Raw genomic sequence first — 18097 nt, forward strand, 5'->3', positions numbered from 1 at the left:
CGTGAATGGCGCATACCCATGATCACCGTTCGCAGGGGCACGACCATAGCCACGCCGCCGGTCATGTGCACGGCGCCACCGACAAGAAACGAGTGCTGATCGCGGCCTGTCTGACCGCCGGCTTCATGGTCGTGGAAGCGCTTGGCGGTCTCTTCACCGGATCGCTGGCACTGCTGGCGGATGCCGGCCACATGCTCGCCGATTGTATCGCGCTCGGCCTTGCCTGGTATGCTTTTCATCTGGCCGGCCGGCCGGCCACCGTTCGCCTCACCTATGGTTTCGGCCGGGTCAAGACGCTGGTCGCCTATACCAACGGCATCGCAATCTTCGGCATTGCGCTGTGGATCATCTATGAGGCCTGGGAACGTTTGCTGACGCCCGCGCCCGTGCTCGGCGGGCCGATGCTGGTCGTTGCGATCGCCGGCCTGCTAGTGAATATCGCCTCTTTCCTCGTGCTGCACGGCGGCGACCGCGACAGCCTGAACATGCGCGGCGCCATCCTGCACGTGCTCGGCGATCTGCTTGGCTCGGCGGCAGCGATCATAGCTGCGCTGATCATCCTGGCGACGGGCTGGACGCCTATCGATCCGATCCTGTCCGTCCTTGTCTCGCTGCTGATCCTGTCCACGGCCTGGTCGCTGATGCGCGAAGCAGCCCATGTCCTGCTCGAAGGCGTGCCGGCGAGCCTCGATCGCGACCTGATCGCCAGGGACATAGAGAAGACGGTCAAGGGCGTGCGCGAGGTGCATCACATGCATGTCTGGTCGCTCGACGGGTCAAGCAACATGGCGACCTTGCATGCCTGCCTCAATGATGGCGTCGATGCCCACAAAGCGGTCAGCGCCATCAAGAAACGGCTTGCCGCCGAGCATGGCATTGCCCACGCCACCGTAGAACCGGAATTCGGCCAGTGTGCCGATGGCCATCAGGAGCATGATGGCGAGCACGACCATGCGCACGATGCGGCTCCGCATCATGGCCATTATCACTGACGCCGGGAGTTCCATGGCATTGGTAACGAACTTGATGAATTCCCGCCGAGTCGGGACCACTTGATGGACCGCGACACGCGCAACGCGGCGATAGGCGCCCTCTGGGTGCTGCTGCTGTTCGGCATCGCCGCCTACTATTTGCCAACCGTGATGCTGGCAGTCGGCCGCGTCTCGACCATTCTTGCCGCTGTTGTTGCCGCCATTTTCATGGGGGCCATTTTCGTCGTGTTCTGGTTGCGTGGCTGCAGCCAGCGCAAAAGGGATCATTGATATGCGTGTTTTGATAACCGGCGCGGCAGGTATGGTCGGCCGCAAGCTCATCGCCCGGCTGGCGAAGGACGGGACGCTCAACGGCCGGAAGATCGCCGCGCTCGACCTTCACGACATCGTGCCGCCGCAGGCGCCGGTCCTCGAAGGCGTCGATGTTGCCATCCACACCGGCGATCTTGCTGCGCCGAGCGCGACAGAAAGGTTGGTCGCATCGCGCCCCGACGTGATTTTCCACTTGGCAGGTGTGGTATCGGGCGAGGCGGAAGCCAATTTCGATCTCGGCTACCGCGTCAATCTCGACGGCACCAGGGCGCTGTTCGATGCCATAAGGCTGACCGGGTTTGCACCGCGCATCGTCTTCACCTCGTCGATCGCCGTGTTCGGCGCGCCATTTCCGGACGTTATACCAGACGAATTCCACCCGACACCATTGACCTCCTATGGCACGCAGAAGCTGATGGGCGAAGCGTTCTTGGCCGACTATACGCGGCGCGGCTTCTTCGACGGCGTCGGCATCAGGCTGCCGACCATCTGCGTCAGGCCCGGAAAACCGAACAAGGCCGCCTCGGGCTTCTTCTCCGGTATCATCCGCGAGCCGTTGAGCGGCCAGGAAGCGATATTGCCGGTGCCGCGCTCTGTCTTGCACACCCATGCCAGCCCGCGCTCGGCGGTGAATTTTCTGATCCACGCAGCAGGGATCGACGGCAGCGCCGTCGGCCCGCGTCGCAATCTGACGATGCCCGGCGTCGCCGTCACGGTCGGCGAGCAGATCGAGGCACTGGAACGCATTGCCGGCGCCAACGCGATAAAACTGATCCGCGAGGAGCCCGACGATACGATCTGGGCGATCGTCAAGGGCTGGCCGACGCGATTCGAGGCGCGGCGGTCGAGGGAGCTTGGCTTTGCCGCCGAAGCGAGCTTCGACGAAATCATCCGCGCGCATATCGAGGACGAGCTGGACGGAAAAGTCGCGAGCTAGAGTGCGTCCAGTCGAACGCGCCAAAGCGTCATCCGCCAGCCGTCAGGCTCGCCGAAAGCAGCAGCAGTCCGAACAGGAAGACGAAGGCCGCGCCGCCGATTTCGACGATCGAATGGATGCGATTGCCCATGCGGCCGTCGCCGGCGAAATAGACCGCCCAGTTCTTGGCCGTCACCGCCAGCGTCGCCAGGACCGAGACGGTGATCGCGGTGCCGAGCGCCATGGCCAGCACCGACAGGATGCCCCCGAACCATAGCCCGTTGAGCATGGCAAAACTCAGCACGATCAGCGCGCCCGAGCAGGGCCGGATGCCGACCGCAGCCACCGCCGACCAGGCAGTGCGCCAGTCGAAGCGGTCGCCGGAAAGCAGCGCCGGGTCGGGCGCGTGGGAATGCCCGCATGTCTCGCAGATCTCGCCCGCCGCGTGGTGATGATGATCGTGCCCACCATGGTGATGGTCGTGTGCGCCGTGATCGTGGTCATCATGATCGTGGCCGTCGTGGCCATGCGCGTGAAGCGCATGGGAATGCACCGAATGCGCATGTGCAGAATGGCCTGCGTGCGAATGGCCGGCATGGGCGGCAGAGAGGCTGTAGGCAGGGTTGGCGCCGAACAGGCGAAGGATAGCAGGACCGGCCTTGCGCCACAGAAGCCAGGCGCCGAACAGCGTGACGAAGATATAGCTTACAATTTCGAGGAACCATGCCGCGTCGGTCATTGATATGGCGGTGCCGCGCAGGACGAAATAGGCGAGCATCATCACGAGGATGGCCGTCAGCGCCTGCAGCAGGGCCGAGACGAAGGACAGCATGATGCCGCGCCTGAGCGCAACCTCGTTGGCCACCATGTAGGACGAGATCACCGCCTTGCCGTGACCGGGGCCGGCGGCATGAAAGATGCCATAGGCGAAGGACAGACCGATAAGCAGCCACAGCTTGCTGCCGTCCTCGCGCATCGCCTTCATCGCGCCGGCAAGCGCGCGATAGAATTCCTGCTGGCGCAGATTGATCCACATCAGGACATGAGCGAACGGGCCGGTGGTGGGAGCTATCCCGTCATTGGTGCCGATGCCAAGCGAGCTCTGGGCGTGGGCGGCGCCGAGCAAGTGCGTCAGCACGAGTGCGACGGCCAAAAGGCCGAACGCCAAACGCAGGGACGGTTTCGTCACCGGATTATCCTTCTCGCTGACAGTTCATTTCAAGCTTGGTCGCAAAAATCTTGCTCATATCCGTGCCCGTCGGATCGTTGAAGAAGGCGTCCGTCAGCGTCTTCTGGTTCTCGGCGATCGCCTCGTCGGGGTTCGGACGAACGACCTTGCTCGTGCATGTCGGCGGCATGCCGTCGACCTGCAGATTGGCATCCTCGGTGAAATCGATCGCCGTGTAGAAGGTTGGGTCGTAGACGCCGATATCGATCTTGCCGGCCAGCTTCATCGGCGCCTTCGGTTCGGATTCGAACAGGATGATGAGTTGGTCGTTGTCGAAATTGGCCATCAACTGCGGCGGTGGGTTCATCGCCTCGTCCTTGCCGTCGACGGTGACGAGCTGGAAGTAATTGAACTCCGCCAGCGAAGCATGGACGGTGTCGGCGACTTCCTTCAACTCCTTGTCGTCGAGTTTCAGGTCGGAATTCTTGTCGAATTCCATCATCACTGTGCTCGAAAACAAATCGTCGAAGCGCCAGAGATGGCGCAACGCCTTCACACTTTGGTGATCCGGGCTGAGAACCACTTCGAGGCGGGCCTCGGCGAAGACGTGGGGATGCACTTCGGCCGGCACGACCATGGCAAATGTCGTCGCCATGGCCGAAGCCATCATGATTGCTTGCCGTTTCAGATGCATTCTCGGTCGCGATTCCATCGACTTCGGTAAATATCGAGAGTTACCAGAAAGGGGGCGAAAATGGGACCGCGAGGCGGCTGAAAGGCTCATGCGCTGTCATTCGTCTTGAACCACTGCACCAGGAAGTCGACAAAGACGCGAACCTTGGCAGGCAGATAGCGTCGGTGCGGATAGACGGCGAAGATGCCGCTACCCGAAAGGATGCGGTCGTCCAGCACAGTCACCAGCCGGCCGCTTTCGATATCAGGCGCGGCGATGAAATCCGGCAGGATGGTAAATCCCAACCCAGCCACGGCAGCGGCCCTTGCGGCCATCGGACTGTTGACCTCGATCGGACCGGAGACCGAAACGATCACCGTGTCGCCGCTGTCGCCCTTGAACGGCCAGTTGGTCATCCAGCGGCCATTTGTATCAATGATGCAGGGCATGCGGCCAAGGTCCTGCGGCCGCACCGGCATGCCGTGCTTGGCAATCAGCTCGGGAGATGCGCAGAGCCGCACCGAAAACGGCGCTAGCCGCCTCGCGATCAGCGAGGAGTTTTCCAACCGCGAAATGCGCACGGCGAGATCGAACCCTTCCTCGACCAGATCGACGAAGCGGTCGTCGAGATGAATGTCGAGCACGATGTCGGGGTGCTGCTTGGCGAAGTCGATCAGCGACTGTCCGATCGGTGCGTCGGCAAATGTGCGCGGCGCTGAAAGCTTGATCCTGCCGCGCACGTCGCCTGAGGATTCGCGCACCGCATCGGCGAGGCTGTCGACCTCCCGCACGATTTCGGAGGCGCGGCGGTAATAGGTGTGGCCAGCCTCTGTCATCGAAAACTGCCGCGTGGTGCGGTTGAGCAGAAGTGCGCCGAGCTCGTCCTCCAACTCGCGCACATATTTGGACAGCAGCGCCTTGGAGCGGCCGATCTTGCGCGCCGCCGCCGAAAAACCTTCGGCCTCGACCACGTCGATGAAGGCGCGCATGCGGGTCAGCGTATCCATGTCATGCGCTCCCCATGGTGTTCGCTCCTTGGTTGGCTGAAAGGATGCGCGCGGCAAGCGTCAGCAACTGCCGGTCGCTGTTCTTTGGTCCGAGCAGCGACAGGCCGAATGGAGCGCCGTCGACTTTACCGAGCGGCAGGGTGATCTGCGGAAAGCCTGACAGGCCGGAAAGACACAATAGTCTCAGCGCGCGTTCGCGGTACGTCTGTAGATCGTCAAAGGAATTGGCCTTGAGCGGGGCGGCGCCCGGCACGGTCGGCAGCACAAGAACGCCGTCCTCGCCAAGACACTCGGCGAGTTCGAGGCGGAAGGCGTCGCGGCGCTGCGTTTCATGTCGCGCCGTCGCGGCGTCGATGGTTGCGCCATGCTCGAAGCGTTCCTTGACGCCGGGGCCCAGCATCCGGTTTTCCTGCGAGATCCAGGCACCATGATTTTGCCAGGCCTCGTATCCCTGCAGCTTGCGGAAGCACCAGTAGAGATCGTCGGTGGAATGCGAGAGCGGGCCGGTGGTCTGCGGCGCGCCGATCACCGAAGAGACATGCCGGATCATGCCGCGATATGCATCGGCTTCCCGCGGGCCGAGCACGAGCCCGTCCAGCGCATCGAGCGCGAGGGGGCGCTGTAGTTCACGACGGTGCAGATCGTCGCCGAGCAGTACTGCGCCAACCTTGTCATAGGTGGCCATATCCTTGGCAAACCACCCGAACGTGTCGAGGGAAGGGGCCAGCGGCATGGTGCCATCGAGCGAAACGCGGTCATGCGTGATCCTAAGGCCGATCAGACCGCAGAAACTTGCCGGCGCGCGGATCGAGCCGCCGGTGTCGGATCCGGTGGCGATGTCGGCCAACCCGCCGGCGACCGCCGAGGCGGATCCGGACGACGAGCCGCCGGTGATGCGGTCGGGTGCGGCCGGATTGACCGGCGAGGGGAAATGCGCGTTCAGCCCCATCAGCGAAAAGGCGAACTCGTCGGTTTGCGTCTTGGCGACGAAGCGCGCGCCAGAATCAAGCAGCGCCTGGACGGCAGGTGCTGTTGCCGTGGCGGGCGAGGCCTCGCGCTGTCTCTGCGGATTGCCGCAGCCGGTGCGGTAGCCGGCCACGTCGAAGATGTCCTTGACGGCCAGCCGCAGGCCGGCAAGCGGGCCTGATTGCCTATTGGCACCATGTATCTGCCCAAGAACTGGGATCTGGTCGAGGTCGAGAAAAGCGTTCAAAGGGCCGCGAGTGCCTGTCATGCGTTCAATATCCGGATACAGTCTGTCCAACATTGTTCGTCGCTGGAAATTTTACAACCTTGCCTGTCGATTTTTATTGATTGTGAAATCCTTCGACCTTATATCGCGTTTGCCCAAAGTCGCACGTGCCTGTGGGTGTCCGCCGATCCTCAAAATGGTGAGGGATATCGGTAAGGTAACTGGAGCCAACCCCTCCAGTCGGTTTAGTGGCCAACCACCAAACCGAGGACACCTTGAAGCAACGACGGTGCGGGCCTTTCTGGTGTTCTGCCGGTCGTCCAAAGACCGGGGTTACTGAAGAGGCACACCTTCATTGCCGGCAGTGCGGACGGGTCTCCCATCCAAGCCAAGGCAGACAAAGCGAACCGAGGCCGGGCAAGGCCAAGGTTTACCGCCGCGAGACGGCGCTTCATGGTTTCGGGGTCTCCACCGGCTGGTTCCATGGATTTTCGTCCCGCCTTTGTCCACCGCGTGTTCGCGAGGCCGAGAGCCCGCGTCCCGCAGCCTTTGTGCGCGCCGAAAGGCGCTGATGGAGATACCCCGATGGCTACCCAGCGCATCCTTGACTTCCTCGCCACCCGACGTCCGAACGGCCCCTGCCTCGTCGTCGATCTCGATGTCGTGCGCGACAATTTCCGCGCCTTCGAGAAGGCGCTTCCCGATTCCAAAATCTACTACGCGGTGAAAGCAAACCCGGCGCCGGAAATCCTGCGCCTTCTTGCTGCGATGGGCTCGTCCTTCGACACCGCTTCCGTTGCCGAAGTCGAGATGGCGATGGACGCCGGTGCGCCGGCGGACCGCATCTCCTTCGGCAACACCATCAAGAAGGAGCGCGACATCCAGCGCGCCTTTCAGCTCGGCATCCGGCTGTTCGCGGTGGACTGCGTCGAGGAGGTCGAGAAGATCGCTCGCGTTGCACCCGGCGCCCGGGTGTTCTGCCGCGTGCTGACCGACGGCGAAGGCGCCGAATGGCCGCTGTCCCGCAAGTTCGGCTGCGTGCCTGATATGGCGGTCGACGTGCTGCGCCATGCCAGGACGCTCGGCCTCGACGCCTATGGCGTGTCGTTTCATGTCGGCTCGCAGCAGACTGATCTGACCGCCTGGGACCGCGCGCTCGGCGATGCCAAAAAGGTATTCGCGTCGCTCGCCGAGGAAGGCATCGTGCTCAAGATGGTCAATATGGGCGGCGGCTTCCCGACCCGTTACCTCAGGGATGTGCCGGTGGCACAGGCCTACGGCCAGGCGATCTTCTCGGCGCTGCGCAAGCATTTCGGCAACGCGCTGCCCGAGACCATCATCGAGCCGGGCCGCGGCATGGTCGGCAATGCCGGCGTCATCAAGTCGGAAGTCGTGCTGATCTCGAAGAAGGCCGACAACGACAATGTGCGCTGGGTGTTCCTCGACATCGGCAAGTTCGGCGGTCTCGCCGAGACGATGGACGAGGCGATCCGCTACCCGATCGTCACCGCGCATGACGGCACCGAGACCGCACCTTGCGTGCTCGCCGGCCCGACCTGCGATTCGGCCGACGTGATGTACGAGAAGACGCCATATCCGCTGCCGCTGTCGCTGACCATCGGTGACGAGGTGCTGATCGAGGGCACCGGCGCCTACACCACGACCTACGCCTCGGTCGCGTTCAACGGCTTCGAGCCTCTCCGATCCTACGTGATCTGACGGTTCGAAAGAGCCGCTCAGATCATCCCAGGTGGGCGCCTGTCGCCCGTCCGGGCTCGCCTGTGGAACAATCCGCTCGTGAAGGATCGCGGAAATGGACGTTGTAGATTTCATTGTTGAAGACGCTGCGCGCGGAATCTCCCCCCTTGAGGGGGAGATGGCCGGCAGGCCAGAGGGGGTCGGTTCGGCTGACGCGACCTCTCTTGGACCGCACGGCGTCGGCGCTTCACGCGCGGCGACCCCCTCTGTCGCCTTTGGCGACATCTCCCCCTCGAGGAGGGAGATTGCTGGCGCTTTTGCCATCGTCGCCGAAACCGCTGCCGACGTTCCGGCGCGCGAGGCTTTGCTCGATCGCGCCATGGGGCCGAAGCGCAGGAAGAAATCATCGGAAAAGCTACGGCGTGGCCGCCGGCCTTCGGAAGGCCTGGCCTTTGTCGCGCGCGACGCTTCGGGCGCTGTCACCGGCACGGTGCGGCTATGGGATGTCGTGCTGGGCGAAGTCGGTCGGGCAGCCCTTCTGCTTGGCCCGCTCGCAGTCGATCCGACAATCAAGAACGCCGGCATCGGCTCGGCGCTGATGCGCCATGCGATCGCCGAAGCCGCGCGTCTCGGTCACGCTGCGGTCCTCCTGGTCGGCGACGCGCCCTATTATGAACGCTTCGGGTTCTCGGCGGAGAATACCGGTTCGCTCGCCATGCCGGGCCCTTATGAACGGCACCGGTTGCTGGCCCTCGAACTGGTGGAAGGCGCGCTCGCCGACGCGCAGGGCACGCTGAAGGCGGCAGGGCGCAAGCTGAAGGCGCAGCGGCTGCCACTCGCTGCCTGACGGATCGGAAACAAGCCGCCGCCCGACGGGCGGCGTCTTCTTTTTAGCCCGGATTGGTGTGGATCAGCCGATCAACTGGCTCAATGCCATGGCGACGCTCATGTCGCCTTCGACCTTTATCTTGCCGGACATGAACGCCATGGTCGGGTTGAGATCGCCTGCGATCAGCGACTCCAGATCATCAAGCGAAAGCTTAATGGTGCAATCGGCCGGCGCGTCGGTGGTCGACACATCAGCGCCGTCGATGACGATGACACCGTCACCGCCGGTATCGAACTTCACGGAACGGTCGAACCCGGCACTCGCCACGCGCGCACTGATCTTGTCGGCAATTTCCTGAACGCCCATGGCCGTTCTCCTCGTCTCGTTGCGTTTGTCGCACATTGTACTGGGGCACATCGATCTGGCCGAAATCGCGCCTTGTGCATTTCGCGATCACGGTCGCTGGCGCATATAGCTTTGGGTTGACGTTTACGTCAACGCGGTTTGCCGAGATGGAGATGGGTTTTATCGCCGCAGCGTAGCCGGCCGTCCACGCTACCTGTGGCGGCCGGTGTTGCGGTTGCCATGCGATGTCGCCCAGCGTATCAGGCCCACTCCCCATGAATTTTCGGCGAGCCGCTCCGGTGCTTTCCAGAAACGACCCAAAAGTCTATGCCCGCCGGCTTCGCGCGGTGCTGATCAGATCGCTGCCGCTGCTCGAAGCGCGCGGCATCGTCGTCGTCATTCTGGCCGGCTTGGTCGGCGTAATGGCTGGCGCGCTGGTCACGGGAATGAGCCAGCTGGTATTATACCTGCACGAACTGCTGTTCGGCGTTCAGCCCGGCGGGCGGCTTTCTGCTATGTTTTCGCTGCAGAAGCCGGTACAGGCGCTGATACCGGCGATCGGCGGTATCCTGCTCGGGCTGACGGTGATCTGGCTGCGAGTGCGAAAGTTCCGCACCCCTGTCGATCCGATCGAAGCCAACGCGCTCTATGGCGGGCGCATGTCGCTGACCGACACCTTCATCATTGCCGGACAGACGATGATTTCGAGCGGCTTCGGAGCGTCAGTCGGGCTGGAGGCCGGCTACACGCAGGTCGGTTCCGGCCTGGCGTCGCGGCTGGCGCAGTTCTTCAGGCTGCGCCGCAATGATGTCCGCATCCTGGTTGGCTGTGGTGCGGCCGGCGCGATCGCCGCTGCCTTCGACGCGCCATTGACCGGGGCGTTCTACGGCTTCGAGCTGGTCATCGGCATCTACTCGGTCGCCAATGTCGCGCCTGTCATGACCGCCGCAATCTGCGCTTCGCTGACCGCCGAGGTCTTTGGCGGCGTTCCGTTTCCGCTGGAGCTCTCCGGTCTGCCGGAGCTCACCGCCAGCCAGTATTTGCCGTTCCTGCTGCTGGGGCTCCTGGGCGGCGGCGCTTCCATAGCGGTCATGCATCTGGTGACACTGGTCGAACGCGGCTTCGCGCGATTGTCGATCGATGCCTCTCTGCGCCCCTTCATCGGCGGCTGCATCGTCGGGCTCCTGGGGTTGATTACGCCGCAGGTCCTGTCCAGCGGCCACGGCGCGCTGCATCGCGAATTCGCGATGAACTACGGGCTGGCCGTGGTCACCAGCGTTTTCCTGCTCAAGCTGGCGGCGTCGGCCGTCTCGCTCGGCTCGGGCTTCCGCGGCGGATTGTTCTTCGCATCGCTGTTTCTTGGTGCTCTGCTCGGCAAGATGTTCGCCGAGGTCATGGCCGTCGTCTCGCCTGCGACCGGCATCGATCCCGCGGTCGCGGCTGTCGTCGGCATGACGTCACTTGCCGTCGGCGTCGTCGGCGGCCCGTTGACGATGACGTTCCTGGCGCTGGAATCGACCCGCGACCTGACACTCACCGGAGTGGTGCTGGCGGCCTCGATCATGGCGGCGATCCTGGTGCGCGAAACCTTCGGCTATTCTTTCTCGACATGGCGTTTCCACCTGCGCGGCGAGACGATCCGCAGCGCGCATGATGTCGGCTGGATGCGCAGCCTGACGGTCGGAAGCATGATGCGAAAGGATGTCCGTACCATCGATGCCTCTGCGACGCTTGCGACATTCCGCAAGGAGGTGCCGCTTGGTTCGGCCCAGCGCGTCATCGCGGTGGATGCGGGCCAGCGCTATATGGGCGTGCTGATCGTCGCCGAGCTGCACAGCGATCTATCCGACGGCGAGACGCCAGTGCTGTCGCTCGCCAGGTTCAAAGACGCCGTGCTGGTGCCAACCATGAACGTGCAGTCGGCCGCCGAGACCTTCCAACGCGCCGGCGCCGAGGAACTGGCGGTCGTGGAGGATTTCACCGACCGCGTCGTCGTCGGGCTGCTGACCGAAGGCCATTTGATGCGGCGCTATGCCGAGGAGCTCGACAAGGCAAGGCGGGATCTGTCGGGCGAGGGCTAGGACGGGCCGAGCGGCATGCCTGGGCTGTCACGTCGTGAACAACACGATGATGATCGCAGATGTGACGGTCGGTAGCCGTCGTACCAAAGTCTGGAGCTCTAGCGGACATTCCTCCGGTGGCTTGTTTGCCCAAACCGGCAATCAGGGCAGCTATGGCCACCAATCAGGGCAGTTATGGTTTGCGTCATTTAAACAGACGAGGACATTGGCCAAGCCTGTCCCTAGCGTGGGCTTGGCCTCATGCGCTCGGAAGTGATGCAAACGGGACCATGACGGCAGATTTCAAAGAGCGGTCATCTCACGCGGCGACCGCACGTTCAGGGGACGGTGGATGGCCCGTATTCGGGAGGCGAGGATCGAGACCCCCCTGATGGCGCTACAATCGGGGATGTTCAGTGATGAAAATTAAAAGTCTGATCAAGCGTGCCGAGAAGGTCGATAGAGCGTTCAAGGAGCTCGAAGCCGATTTGGCGGATGCGTTCGATGAGTGTCTCAACCTGGACGACCAGTCGTCGGTCGAGGCCGGCCCGCTTGAGAATCTCGCGGCAAAAAATGACAACTCTCAGTCTGACGGTACGGACGAGACCGCACGGCGGCTGACTTCCCATGCACAGACCCGATTGGCTGCATTAAACGCGGTCGATGGGCTCTTCGACGATGCCCGGGAGTATCTGGACGAGATCAACACGAAATTGTCGGAGATCGCGACCTCGCATCATCTGACAGGCGAATTCCTGAAGCTGCTTCACGGGGACATTCTTCGCGCCAACGAACTGGAACTGGCAAATGTCAACCTGACAACGCAGCAAAGAGTGCTGTCGGAGCAGCTCCATGATGCGACCAAAAGGCAGCGCGAGCGCGAAAGCGCCGTCGAGACCCTGCAGCAGCGCGAGACGAGCCTGGTCGAGGACAAGGAGGCACTTCGCGGCGCGCTGGCTGCAGCGAGGCTGGAACTCGTCGTGGCAGGCAATGCGAGCGCAGAACGCGAAGCCGAGTTCGGCGATCTCGTCAAGACGCTTTCGGCCAGAACGGCCGAGGTCAACAGATGCTCACGCGAGAACGAGATACTGCGGGAAAAACATATCAGCCTTTCTATCGACCTCGACAAGGCGCAGAAACGGGAAGCTGAGGCGCGGCACAGGCTGGATGAACTCTCGGCGATTCATGCCAGTGATGCCACGCGACTTTCGGAACTGCTGGCTGCGCTCGGCAAGAGCGAGAAAGAGGAAATGCGGTTGCAGAAATCGCTCGATGTCGCGCAAGCGAAGCTGTCGGAAATGACGGAAGCGGCCCGCCTCGTGGAGGGTGACAGGGAAGCGGAGCGTGCACGTAGTTTCGCCGAGATCGGCGGCCTGCGCTCTGAAATCCGCAATCTCCAATCGCGATTGGAGATTGCATCGAACGAGAACAGTCAAGCCGCCAGCGAGATCGCCAAGCTCAAGGCTCAATGGGCTGACGCTGTGACCGAAAAGCAAATTGCGGAGGAAAGGTTGTCTGCTCTCAGAAAGGAGCACGAAAACGACAAGATGAATCTTTCTACGGTGAGCGCGAATTTTTCGCAGCTTTCCCTGCAGCAGGCATCGGAACAGATACAGTTCGATGTCCAGAGGCAGGAGTGCGAAGATCTGCGAGCCGAAGTCGCGTTGCTCGATGCCCGGGTCAAGGAGCTGTTGCCCTATGAGCGCCTCCACAAGGTCACAAACGCCAGACCGCATGAAGACAGCGTGGTCGAGCTCACCGGCGTCGTGGCGGAGAAGGCCCGCGCCACAAGCCGGCGGCGCGTTCGCACGAGCCTGCGCGCCGCATCCTGACGCGCAGGGTGGGCTGCCCACATAAGGCGGTTCATCGACTCACGGAAACGCCGGACCGGCCTATCTCTTGTTTATACGTAATTCCCCGGGCAAAGCGCAAAGCGCTTTTCCCTGAAAAACCGTTTCACATTTTTCCTGGAATTGCTCAGTGCTCGATCGGTCCTTTGGGCATGACGATTGCCGTGCCGGCGGTTGTCGGACGCTCGATCATGCGGCGGACGCGCGGCGGCTCGTCACCGCTATGGAGCGCCCGTATGCGCTCGCCGATGACCGCGTCGGCATGGGTGGCCCGCTTATTGTGGCGGATGTATTCGAGCCATGTCGGCGTGTGATAGTGCTCGATCCATATTGCGGGATTCTCGAGATCGCGCGCCAGCGTCCAGTTGCGGGCGCCGTCACGGCGTCGGATGCGGCCGCGTTCGGCCATGGTGGCTAGGAATTCGGGCACGTCCTCCTCGCGGATGATATACTCGATCATGATGGCGATGGGGCCGCTGCGCGGCTTGAGGTCGAGCCCAAGATGCGGCTCCTTGAAGCGATTGAGTGGATCGAGGTTGAGCATTGCCTGCTGCGGCAAGGGCAGCAAGAGGCCGATGGCGCCGCCTGCCAGCATCGCCACGCTTGCCGCGATCAGCGCGGTTTCGGCGCCATGCGCGTCGGCGACGACACCCCAGATCCAACTGCCGAGCGCGATGCCGCCGAAGGTTGCCGTCTGATAGACCGAGAGCACCCGGCCGACCACCCAGCGCGGCGTCGACATCTGCACCGTGACGTTGAAATGCGACAGCGCGAGCACCCAGCAGGCGCCGCCGATGAGCAGTCCGAGCGAGGTCTGCCAGGCTTGGTCGCTGACGGCGGCATTGAAGGCGCAGAGCGCGAAGCCGCCGAATGCCATGCGCACCATCGTCTCGCTGGACAGGATCTGCCTCAGCCGGACGCTGATCAGCGCGCCGCCGACGGCGCCGATACCGAAAGCACCGAGCATGATGCCGTAGGTCAAGGCGTCGCCCTTGACGACATCGCGCGCCACCAGCGGCAGCAGCGCCAGAACCGCGCCGGCGCTGAAGCCGAAAGCCGCACCCCTGACCAGCACCTTGCCGATATTGGGCGACATGGCGACGTAGCGCAGGCCGGCGCCCATCGCCGCGCCCAGCGTCTCGCGCGGCAGTGTCGAGGCCGGCAAGTCCGGCTTCCAGCGGGCCAGCACGATGATGAGACCGACATAGCTCAATGCGTTGGCGGCAAAGGCCGCGGCGGCACCCGCAGCGGCAACGATGATGCCGCCGATCGCCGGTCCGACGCTGCGCGTCAAGTTGAAGCCCAAGGAGTTGAGCGCGACGGCCGCAGGCAGCTTGGCGCGCGGAACCATGTCGCCGACCGACGCCTGCCACGACGGGTTGTTGAGCGCCGTGCCGCTGTCGATCAGGAAGGTGAAGGCGAGCAGCGTCCACGGCGTTATCAAGCCAAGGTAGGTGAACACTGTCAGCAGAACCGAGACGACCAGCATGAAGATCTGGGCAATCAGCATGACCTTGCGCCGGTTGAAGCTGTCGGCGATCGCACCGGCAACCAGCGCAAACAGCATGATCGGCAAGGTGGTCGAAGCCTGGACCAGCGCAACCTGGTAGGGCGAGGTGGCGATGGTGGTCATCATCCAGGCGGCGCCGACGCCCTGGATCAGACCACCGAAATTCGAAACCAGACTGGCAGACCATACAGCGCGAAAAATGCCATGCCGGAACGGCGCCAGCGCCGAGACGCGCTCGCTGTCCGGCTCGTCGTCGATCATGGATGCTTCCCCGACTTCAAATGCCGCCTTCTTCCAGAATCGATGCCCTCATTCCATTCTTTCAAAGTAATGCATGACTTGGCAAAGGGCGAACGCCTTTTCAAAGAAGATCATGGTCCAACAACAGGATAGCGGACGCTGGAACAAGTCAGCGGCCATCCTTGCAGGCAGCGTGAAGCGCTTCGGTGAGGTGGCCGACGCTGGGCCTGCCGATGTGAGGACGCAGGAAAAGTTCCATGCCGATCAGCCACAACCTGGACCGTTCATCGCGCCTCGCTGCGGCGTCAATGCAGCGGTCTGCGTTCTGGGCTGCGCGCCGAGCACTGGTGCGCCCGTTTAGTGGGCCTGGTGCCGGCTTACTGCTTGTCTTCGAATCCGGTCAGCACGCCGACGGCGTTGATGCCGATTTCCTCGACGGCATAGCCGCCTTCCATGACGAACAGCGTCGGCAGGCCAAGCTTGGCGATGCGGCGGCCGATCTTGGGATAGTCGGTGCTTTTCAGCTTGAACTTGCTGATCGGGTCCTTCTCGAACGTGTCGACGCCGAGCGAAACGACGACGACATCGGGAGCGTAAGCCGCAAGTTTCGATCCGGCGTCTTCCAGCGAAGCATTCCAGGCGTCCCATGAGGTGCCGAACGGCATCGGATAATTGACATTGAAGCCCTCGCCGGGCCCGGCACCGCGCTCGTCGGCATGGCCAAGGAAGAACGGATACTCGGTCATCGGGTCGCCATGCAGGTTCAGCACCTGCACGTCGTCGCGGCTGTAGAAGATCTCCTGGGTGCCGTTGCCATGGTGGTAGTCGACATCGAGAATCGAGACGCGCTTGGCGCCCTGGTCGCGGAACCATTGCGCGGCAACGGCGGCGTTGTTGATGTAGCAATAGCCACCCATGAAGGAAGCGCCGGCGTGATGGCCTGGCGGACGGCAGAGCGCGAAGGCGGAGGTCTCGCCGCCCTTGACCAGCGCGGCCGCGGTCAGCGCCACGTCATAGGACGACTTGATCGCATCCCAGGTGCCTTCGACGAAGGTGGCGCCACCGTCGAAGGAGTAAAAGCCAAGCAGCGCGTCGATGGTTCTGGGGCGCACATCACCTCGTAGGCCACGCGTCGGCCAAGTGAAGGGGATGGCCGAGCCCGCCCGGCCGGACGCCTCCCAGAGCGGCCACACGGTTGGCAGGAAATCGATGTAGTCGCTGGTGTGCACCTTCCTGGCGGCAGCGAGATCGTGAGTGTCGGGTGGCAGGATCGGGCCGAGCTTTTCGCTCTCCAACCTCGCCTTGATGAACTCGGCGCGCGAGGGCTTCTCGAAGGCCGGCACGATGGCGCCTGAAATGAGTTCGAAATTGCCGGCATGACCGGCGTGGAGAGGGGAGAAAACAGTCTTCATCTTGCGGGCCCGGTTCGCTCTTCGAGTTGCGTATTGTCATTGACGGACTGCTTTGTGACAGAGAGTTTCAGCGCCGCCAAGAGGCATTCCAGACCGTTGTTGAGAGTGGCAGCGGACGGCTTGCCAGACGCCAATACTCTGTTAGCCTAGGCTCAAACGGGAGAAAATTATGCCGCCATCGGCCGATCTGATCGTCGAGAACGCCAGCATATTGACGATGGATCCCGATACTCCCCGCGCCGAAGCCATAGCCGTCAAGGATGGCGAAATCATTGCGATCGCAGATCGCGCAACCGTGCTCAAGCACAAAGGCCCCGGTACGCGTGTCATCGATGCCGGCGGCGGCTCCGTTGTGCCAGGCTTTATTGAAGCGCATATGCATCTCTTCGGCGGCGCGGCCGAGCTCGACCATCTCCAGCTGATGGGCGTCCACGGTTTCGAGGCGCTTTGCGACGCTGTGCGCCATTATGCCGCAAAGCGGCCGGACCTGCCCATCCTGCAGGCGCAAGGCGCCGACTACACCATCCTGTCGGCGGCCGAGCGGGTCAGCCGCCATCACCTCGATCGTATCCTGCCGGACCGGCCCTTCGTCATGGCGGCGCCGGACCACCACACAATGTGGGCCAACACCAAGGCATTGGAATTGGCCGGACTGCTTAGAGGCAAGCAGCTTGGCCCGGGCAACGAGATCGTCATGGGCGACGATGGGCTGGCCAGTGGCGAATTGCGCGAGGGCGAGGCTTTCGGGCCGTTGATCGGGTTGGCCGGCGAGGATCGCGTGCGGCTCGGTTTGGCCACCGGCGGTGAGCCGGACCCAAAGCCGACGCCGGCGGAGCAAGCTTCGGACCGGGCGATCATGCGCCGCGGACTGGAATGGTGTGCCAGGCACGGCATCACATCGATCCAGAACATGGACGGCAATTTGCACCAACTCGAACTCCTGTCCGAGATTGAGGCCGAAGGTGGCTTGCTGTGCCGCGTGCAGGTGCCGTTCCATTACAAGAACTTCATGACGCTCGACATGCTCAAAAAGGCGTCGGCGATGTCAGAGCGCTACAAGGGCGAATGGCTGTCGTCGGGCATGGTCAAAGTGTTCTATGACGGCGTGCTCGATTCATGGACGGCGGTGATGGTCGAGCCTTATGCAGACCGTCCGGATTGGGTGGGCGAGCCGCTTTTTACCCCGCAGCAATTCATCGATCTTGCCGTGGCCGTCGACAGGCGCGGACTGCAGATGGCGGTGCACTCGATCGGCGACGGCGCTGTGCGCGCCGTGCTCGACGGCTACGAGGCGGCACAGAAACAAAACGGCAAGCGCGACAGCCGGCATCGGGTCGAGCACATCGAGGTGGTCACCGCCGCCGACGTGCCGCGCTTCGCCAAACTTGGCGTCATCGCCTCGATGCAGCCGCCGCATCCGCCGGGCAGCATGGGCTTGCCGCTGGAGCCGACGGTATCGCGCATCGGACGCGCCCGCTGGCCGTTGAGCTATGCGTGGCGGACGCTGAAGAATGCCGGCGCGCGCGTCGTCTTCGCTTCCGACTGGCCGGTATCGCCGATCGATCCGATCCTGGGCATTCAGGCGGCAGTGCTGCGCAAACCATGGGCAGACGGCGATCCCGACCAAAGCTTCTCGCTGCACGAATCGCTCGCAGGCTACACGGTGGAAGGCGCCTATGCAGAGTTCATGGAGCATCGCAAAGGCCGCCTGAAGCCAGGCTATATGGCCGATCTCGTGGTGCTCTCGGCGGATATCGAGGCGACCGCACCGGAAGCGCTGCATACAGTGCGGCCGGTGACGACGATCTGCGGCGGCAAGATCACTTATCAGGCATGACGGTGGCATAGTAATTGCGTTCTGAATCGACATTCAGATGTACGCTTGCCAAGCTG

The 18097-nt window shown here is 62.9% G+C and carries 15 protein-coding genes; 8 read left to right on the forward strand and 7 right to left on the reverse strand.

The features are described from left to right. The first annotated feature begins 5 nt into the window (after positions 1–5). The 3 genes from AC0L26_RS00250 (at position 6) to denD (ending at position 2241) form a co-directional block, all read left to right on the forward strand. Positions 6–992 (forward strand): cation diffusion facilitator family transporter, encoded by a 987-nt coding sequence (locus AC0L26_RS00250; RefSeq protein ID WP_473630731.1) that lies wholly within the window; start codon positions 6–8, stop codon positions 990–992. Positions 993–1055: 63 nt separating this feature from the next. Beyond that, the gene (locus AC0L26_RS00255) at positions 1056–1262 is read left to right on the forward strand and encodes a hypothetical protein (RefSeq protein WP_473630732.1); all 207 of its coding nucleotides are present in this window, start codon (positions 1056–1058) and stop codon (positions 1260–1262) included. Position 1263: 1 nt separating this feature from the next. Then, positions 1264–2241 carry a D-erythronate dehydrogenase gene (gene denD, locus AC0L26_RS00260; RefSeq protein WP_473630733.1) on the forward strand — a complete coding sequence of 326 codons (978 nt, stop codon included), beginning with the start codon at positions 1264–1266 and terminating at the stop codon, positions 2239–2241. A 28-nt stretch (positions 2242–2269) separates the two neighbouring features. On the opposite strand, the gene AC0L26_RS00265 is transcribed toward denD, so the two are convergent. The 4 genes from AC0L26_RS00265 to AC0L26_RS00280 form a co-directional block, all read right to left on the reverse strand. Continuing rightward, positions 2270–3409: a nickel/cobalt transporter gene (locus AC0L26_RS00265; RefSeq protein ID WP_473630734.1), complete on the reverse strand. Its 1140-nt coding sequence runs from the start codon at positions 3407–3409 to the stop codon at positions 2270–2272. A 4-nt stretch (positions 3410–3413) separates the two neighbouring features. Continuing rightward, positions 3414–4082 (reverse strand): DUF1007 family protein, encoded by a 669-nt coding sequence (locus AC0L26_RS00270; protein WP_473630735.1) that lies wholly within the window; start codon positions 4080–4082, stop codon positions 3414–3416. An 86-nt stretch (positions 4083–4168) separates the two neighbouring features. Further along, on the reverse strand, positions 4169–5068 hold the full coding sequence (locus AC0L26_RS00275) for a LysR family transcriptional regulator (protein WP_473630736.1): 900 nt from the start codon (positions 5066–5068) through the stop codon (positions 4169–4171). Between the two features lies 1 nt (position 5069). After that, complete coding sequence (locus tag AC0L26_RS00280; RefSeq protein ID WP_473630737.1) at positions 5070–6302, reverse strand: amidase; 1233 nt, start codon at positions 6300–6302, stop codon at positions 5070–5072. 543 nt (positions 6303–6845) lie between these two features. Here AC0L26_RS00280 and odc2 point away from each other — a divergent pair. Next, entirely contained in the window at positions 6846–7979 is a 1134-nt protein-coding gene (odc2, locus tag AC0L26_RS00285) for an ornithine/lysine decarboxylase (protein WP_352933171.1), read from the forward strand. A 157-nt stretch (positions 7980–8136) separates the two neighbouring features. Continuing rightward, the gene (locus tag AC0L26_RS00290) at positions 8137–8805 is read left to right on the forward strand and encodes a GNAT family N-acetyltransferase (RefSeq protein WP_473630738.1); all 669 of its coding nucleotides are present in this window, start codon (positions 8137–8139) and stop codon (positions 8803–8805) included. 63 nt (positions 8806–8868) lie between these two features. On the opposite strand, the gene AC0L26_RS00295 is transcribed toward AC0L26_RS00290, so the two are convergent. Continuing rightward, positions 8869–9153, reverse strand: coding sequence for an SCP2 sterol-binding domain-containing protein (locus AC0L26_RS00295; protein WP_127293338.1), 285 nt, complete (start codon positions 9151–9153; stop codon positions 8869–8871). 278 nt (positions 9154–9431) lie between these two features. Here AC0L26_RS00295 and AC0L26_RS00300 point away from each other — a divergent pair, with 278 nt between their 5' ends. Both AC0L26_RS00300 and AC0L26_RS00305 read left to right on the forward strand, forming a co-directional pair. Then, entirely contained in the window at positions 9432–11213 is a 1782-nt protein-coding gene (locus AC0L26_RS00300) for a chloride channel protein (protein ID WP_473631501.1), read from the forward strand. Positions 11214–11611: 398 nt separating this feature from the next. Next, on the forward strand, positions 11612–13024 hold the full coding sequence (locus AC0L26_RS00305) for a coiled-coil domain-containing protein (protein ID WP_473630739.1): 1413 nt from the start codon (positions 11612–11614) through the stop codon (positions 13022–13024). A gap of 145 nt (positions 13025–13169) precedes the next feature. Here AC0L26_RS00305 and AC0L26_RS00310 read toward each other — a convergent pair whose 3' ends face one another. Together AC0L26_RS00310 and AC0L26_RS00315 are read right to left on the reverse strand one after the other, a co-directional pair. Continuing rightward, a complete protein-coding gene (locus tag AC0L26_RS00310; RefSeq protein WP_473630740.1) occupies positions 13170–14813 on the reverse strand; it encodes an MFS transporter in 1644 nt (547 codons plus the stop codon). 356 nt (positions 14814–15169) lie between these two features. Beyond that, the gene (locus AC0L26_RS00315) at positions 15170–16204 is read right to left on the reverse strand and encodes a histone deacetylase family protein (protein WP_473630741.1); all 1035 of its coding nucleotides are present in this window, start codon (positions 16202–16204) and stop codon (positions 15170–15172) included. A 169-nt stretch (positions 16205–16373) separates the two neighbouring features. Between AC0L26_RS00315 and AC0L26_RS00320 the strand changes: the two genes are divergently transcribed. Then, positions 16374–18041, forward strand: a complete 1668-nt coding sequence (locus AC0L26_RS00320; protein WP_473630742.1) for an amidohydrolase — start codon at positions 16374–16376, stop codon at positions 18039–18041. Positions 18042–18097 lie beyond the last annotated feature (56 nt).

This window comes from Mesorhizobium sp. WSM4823 (assembly GCF_055811195.1).

Coding starts and splice junctions, on each gene's coding strand:
- AC0L26_RS00250 (WP_473630731.1), top strand. CDS start 6: ATGGCGCATACCCATGATCACCGTTCGCAGGGGCACGACCATAGCCAC.
- AC0L26_RS00255 (WP_473630732.1), top strand. CDS start 1,056: ATGGACCGCGACACGCGCAACGCGGCGATAGGCGCCCTCTGGGTGCTG.
- denD (WP_473630733.1), top strand. CDS start 1,264: ATGCGTGTTTTGATAACCGGCGCGGCAGGTATGGTCGGCCGCAAGCTC.
- AC0L26_RS00270 (WP_473630735.1), bottom strand. CDS start 4,082: ATGCATCTGAAACGGCAAGCAATCATGATGGCTTCGGCCATGGCGACG.
- AC0L26_RS00275 (WP_473630736.1), bottom strand. CDS start 5,068: ATGGATACGCTGACCCGCATGCGCGCCTTCATCGACGTGGTCGAGGCC.
- AC0L26_RS00280 (WP_473630737.1), bottom strand. CDS start 6,302: ATGACAGGCACTCGCGGCCCTTTGAACGCTTTTCTCGACCTCGACCAG.
- odc2 (WP_352933171.1), top strand. CDS start 6,846: ATGGCTACCCAGCGCATCCTTGACTTCCTCGCCACCCGACGTCCGAAC.
- AC0L26_RS00290 (WP_473630738.1), top strand. CDS start 8,137: ATGGCCGGCAGGCCAGAGGGGGTCGGTTCGGCTGACGCGACCTCTCTT.
- AC0L26_RS00295 (WP_127293338.1), bottom strand. CDS start 9,153: ATGGGCGTTCAGGAAATTGCCGACAAGATCAGTGCGCGCGTGGCGAGT.
- AC0L26_RS00305 (WP_473630739.1), top strand. CDS start 11,612: ATGAAAATTAAAAGTCTGATCAAGCGTGCCGAGAAGGTCGATAGAGCG.
- AC0L26_RS00310 (WP_473630740.1), bottom strand. CDS start 14,813: ATGATCGACGACGAGCCGGACAGCGAGCGCGTCTCGGCGCTGGCGCCG.
- AC0L26_RS00315 (WP_473630741.1), bottom strand. CDS start 16,204: ATGAAGACTGTTTTCTCCCCTCTCCACGCCGGTCATGCCGGCAATTTC.
- AC0L26_RS00320 (WP_473630742.1), top strand. CDS start 16,374: ATGCCGCCATCGGCCGATCTGATCGTCGAGAACGCCAGCATATTGACG.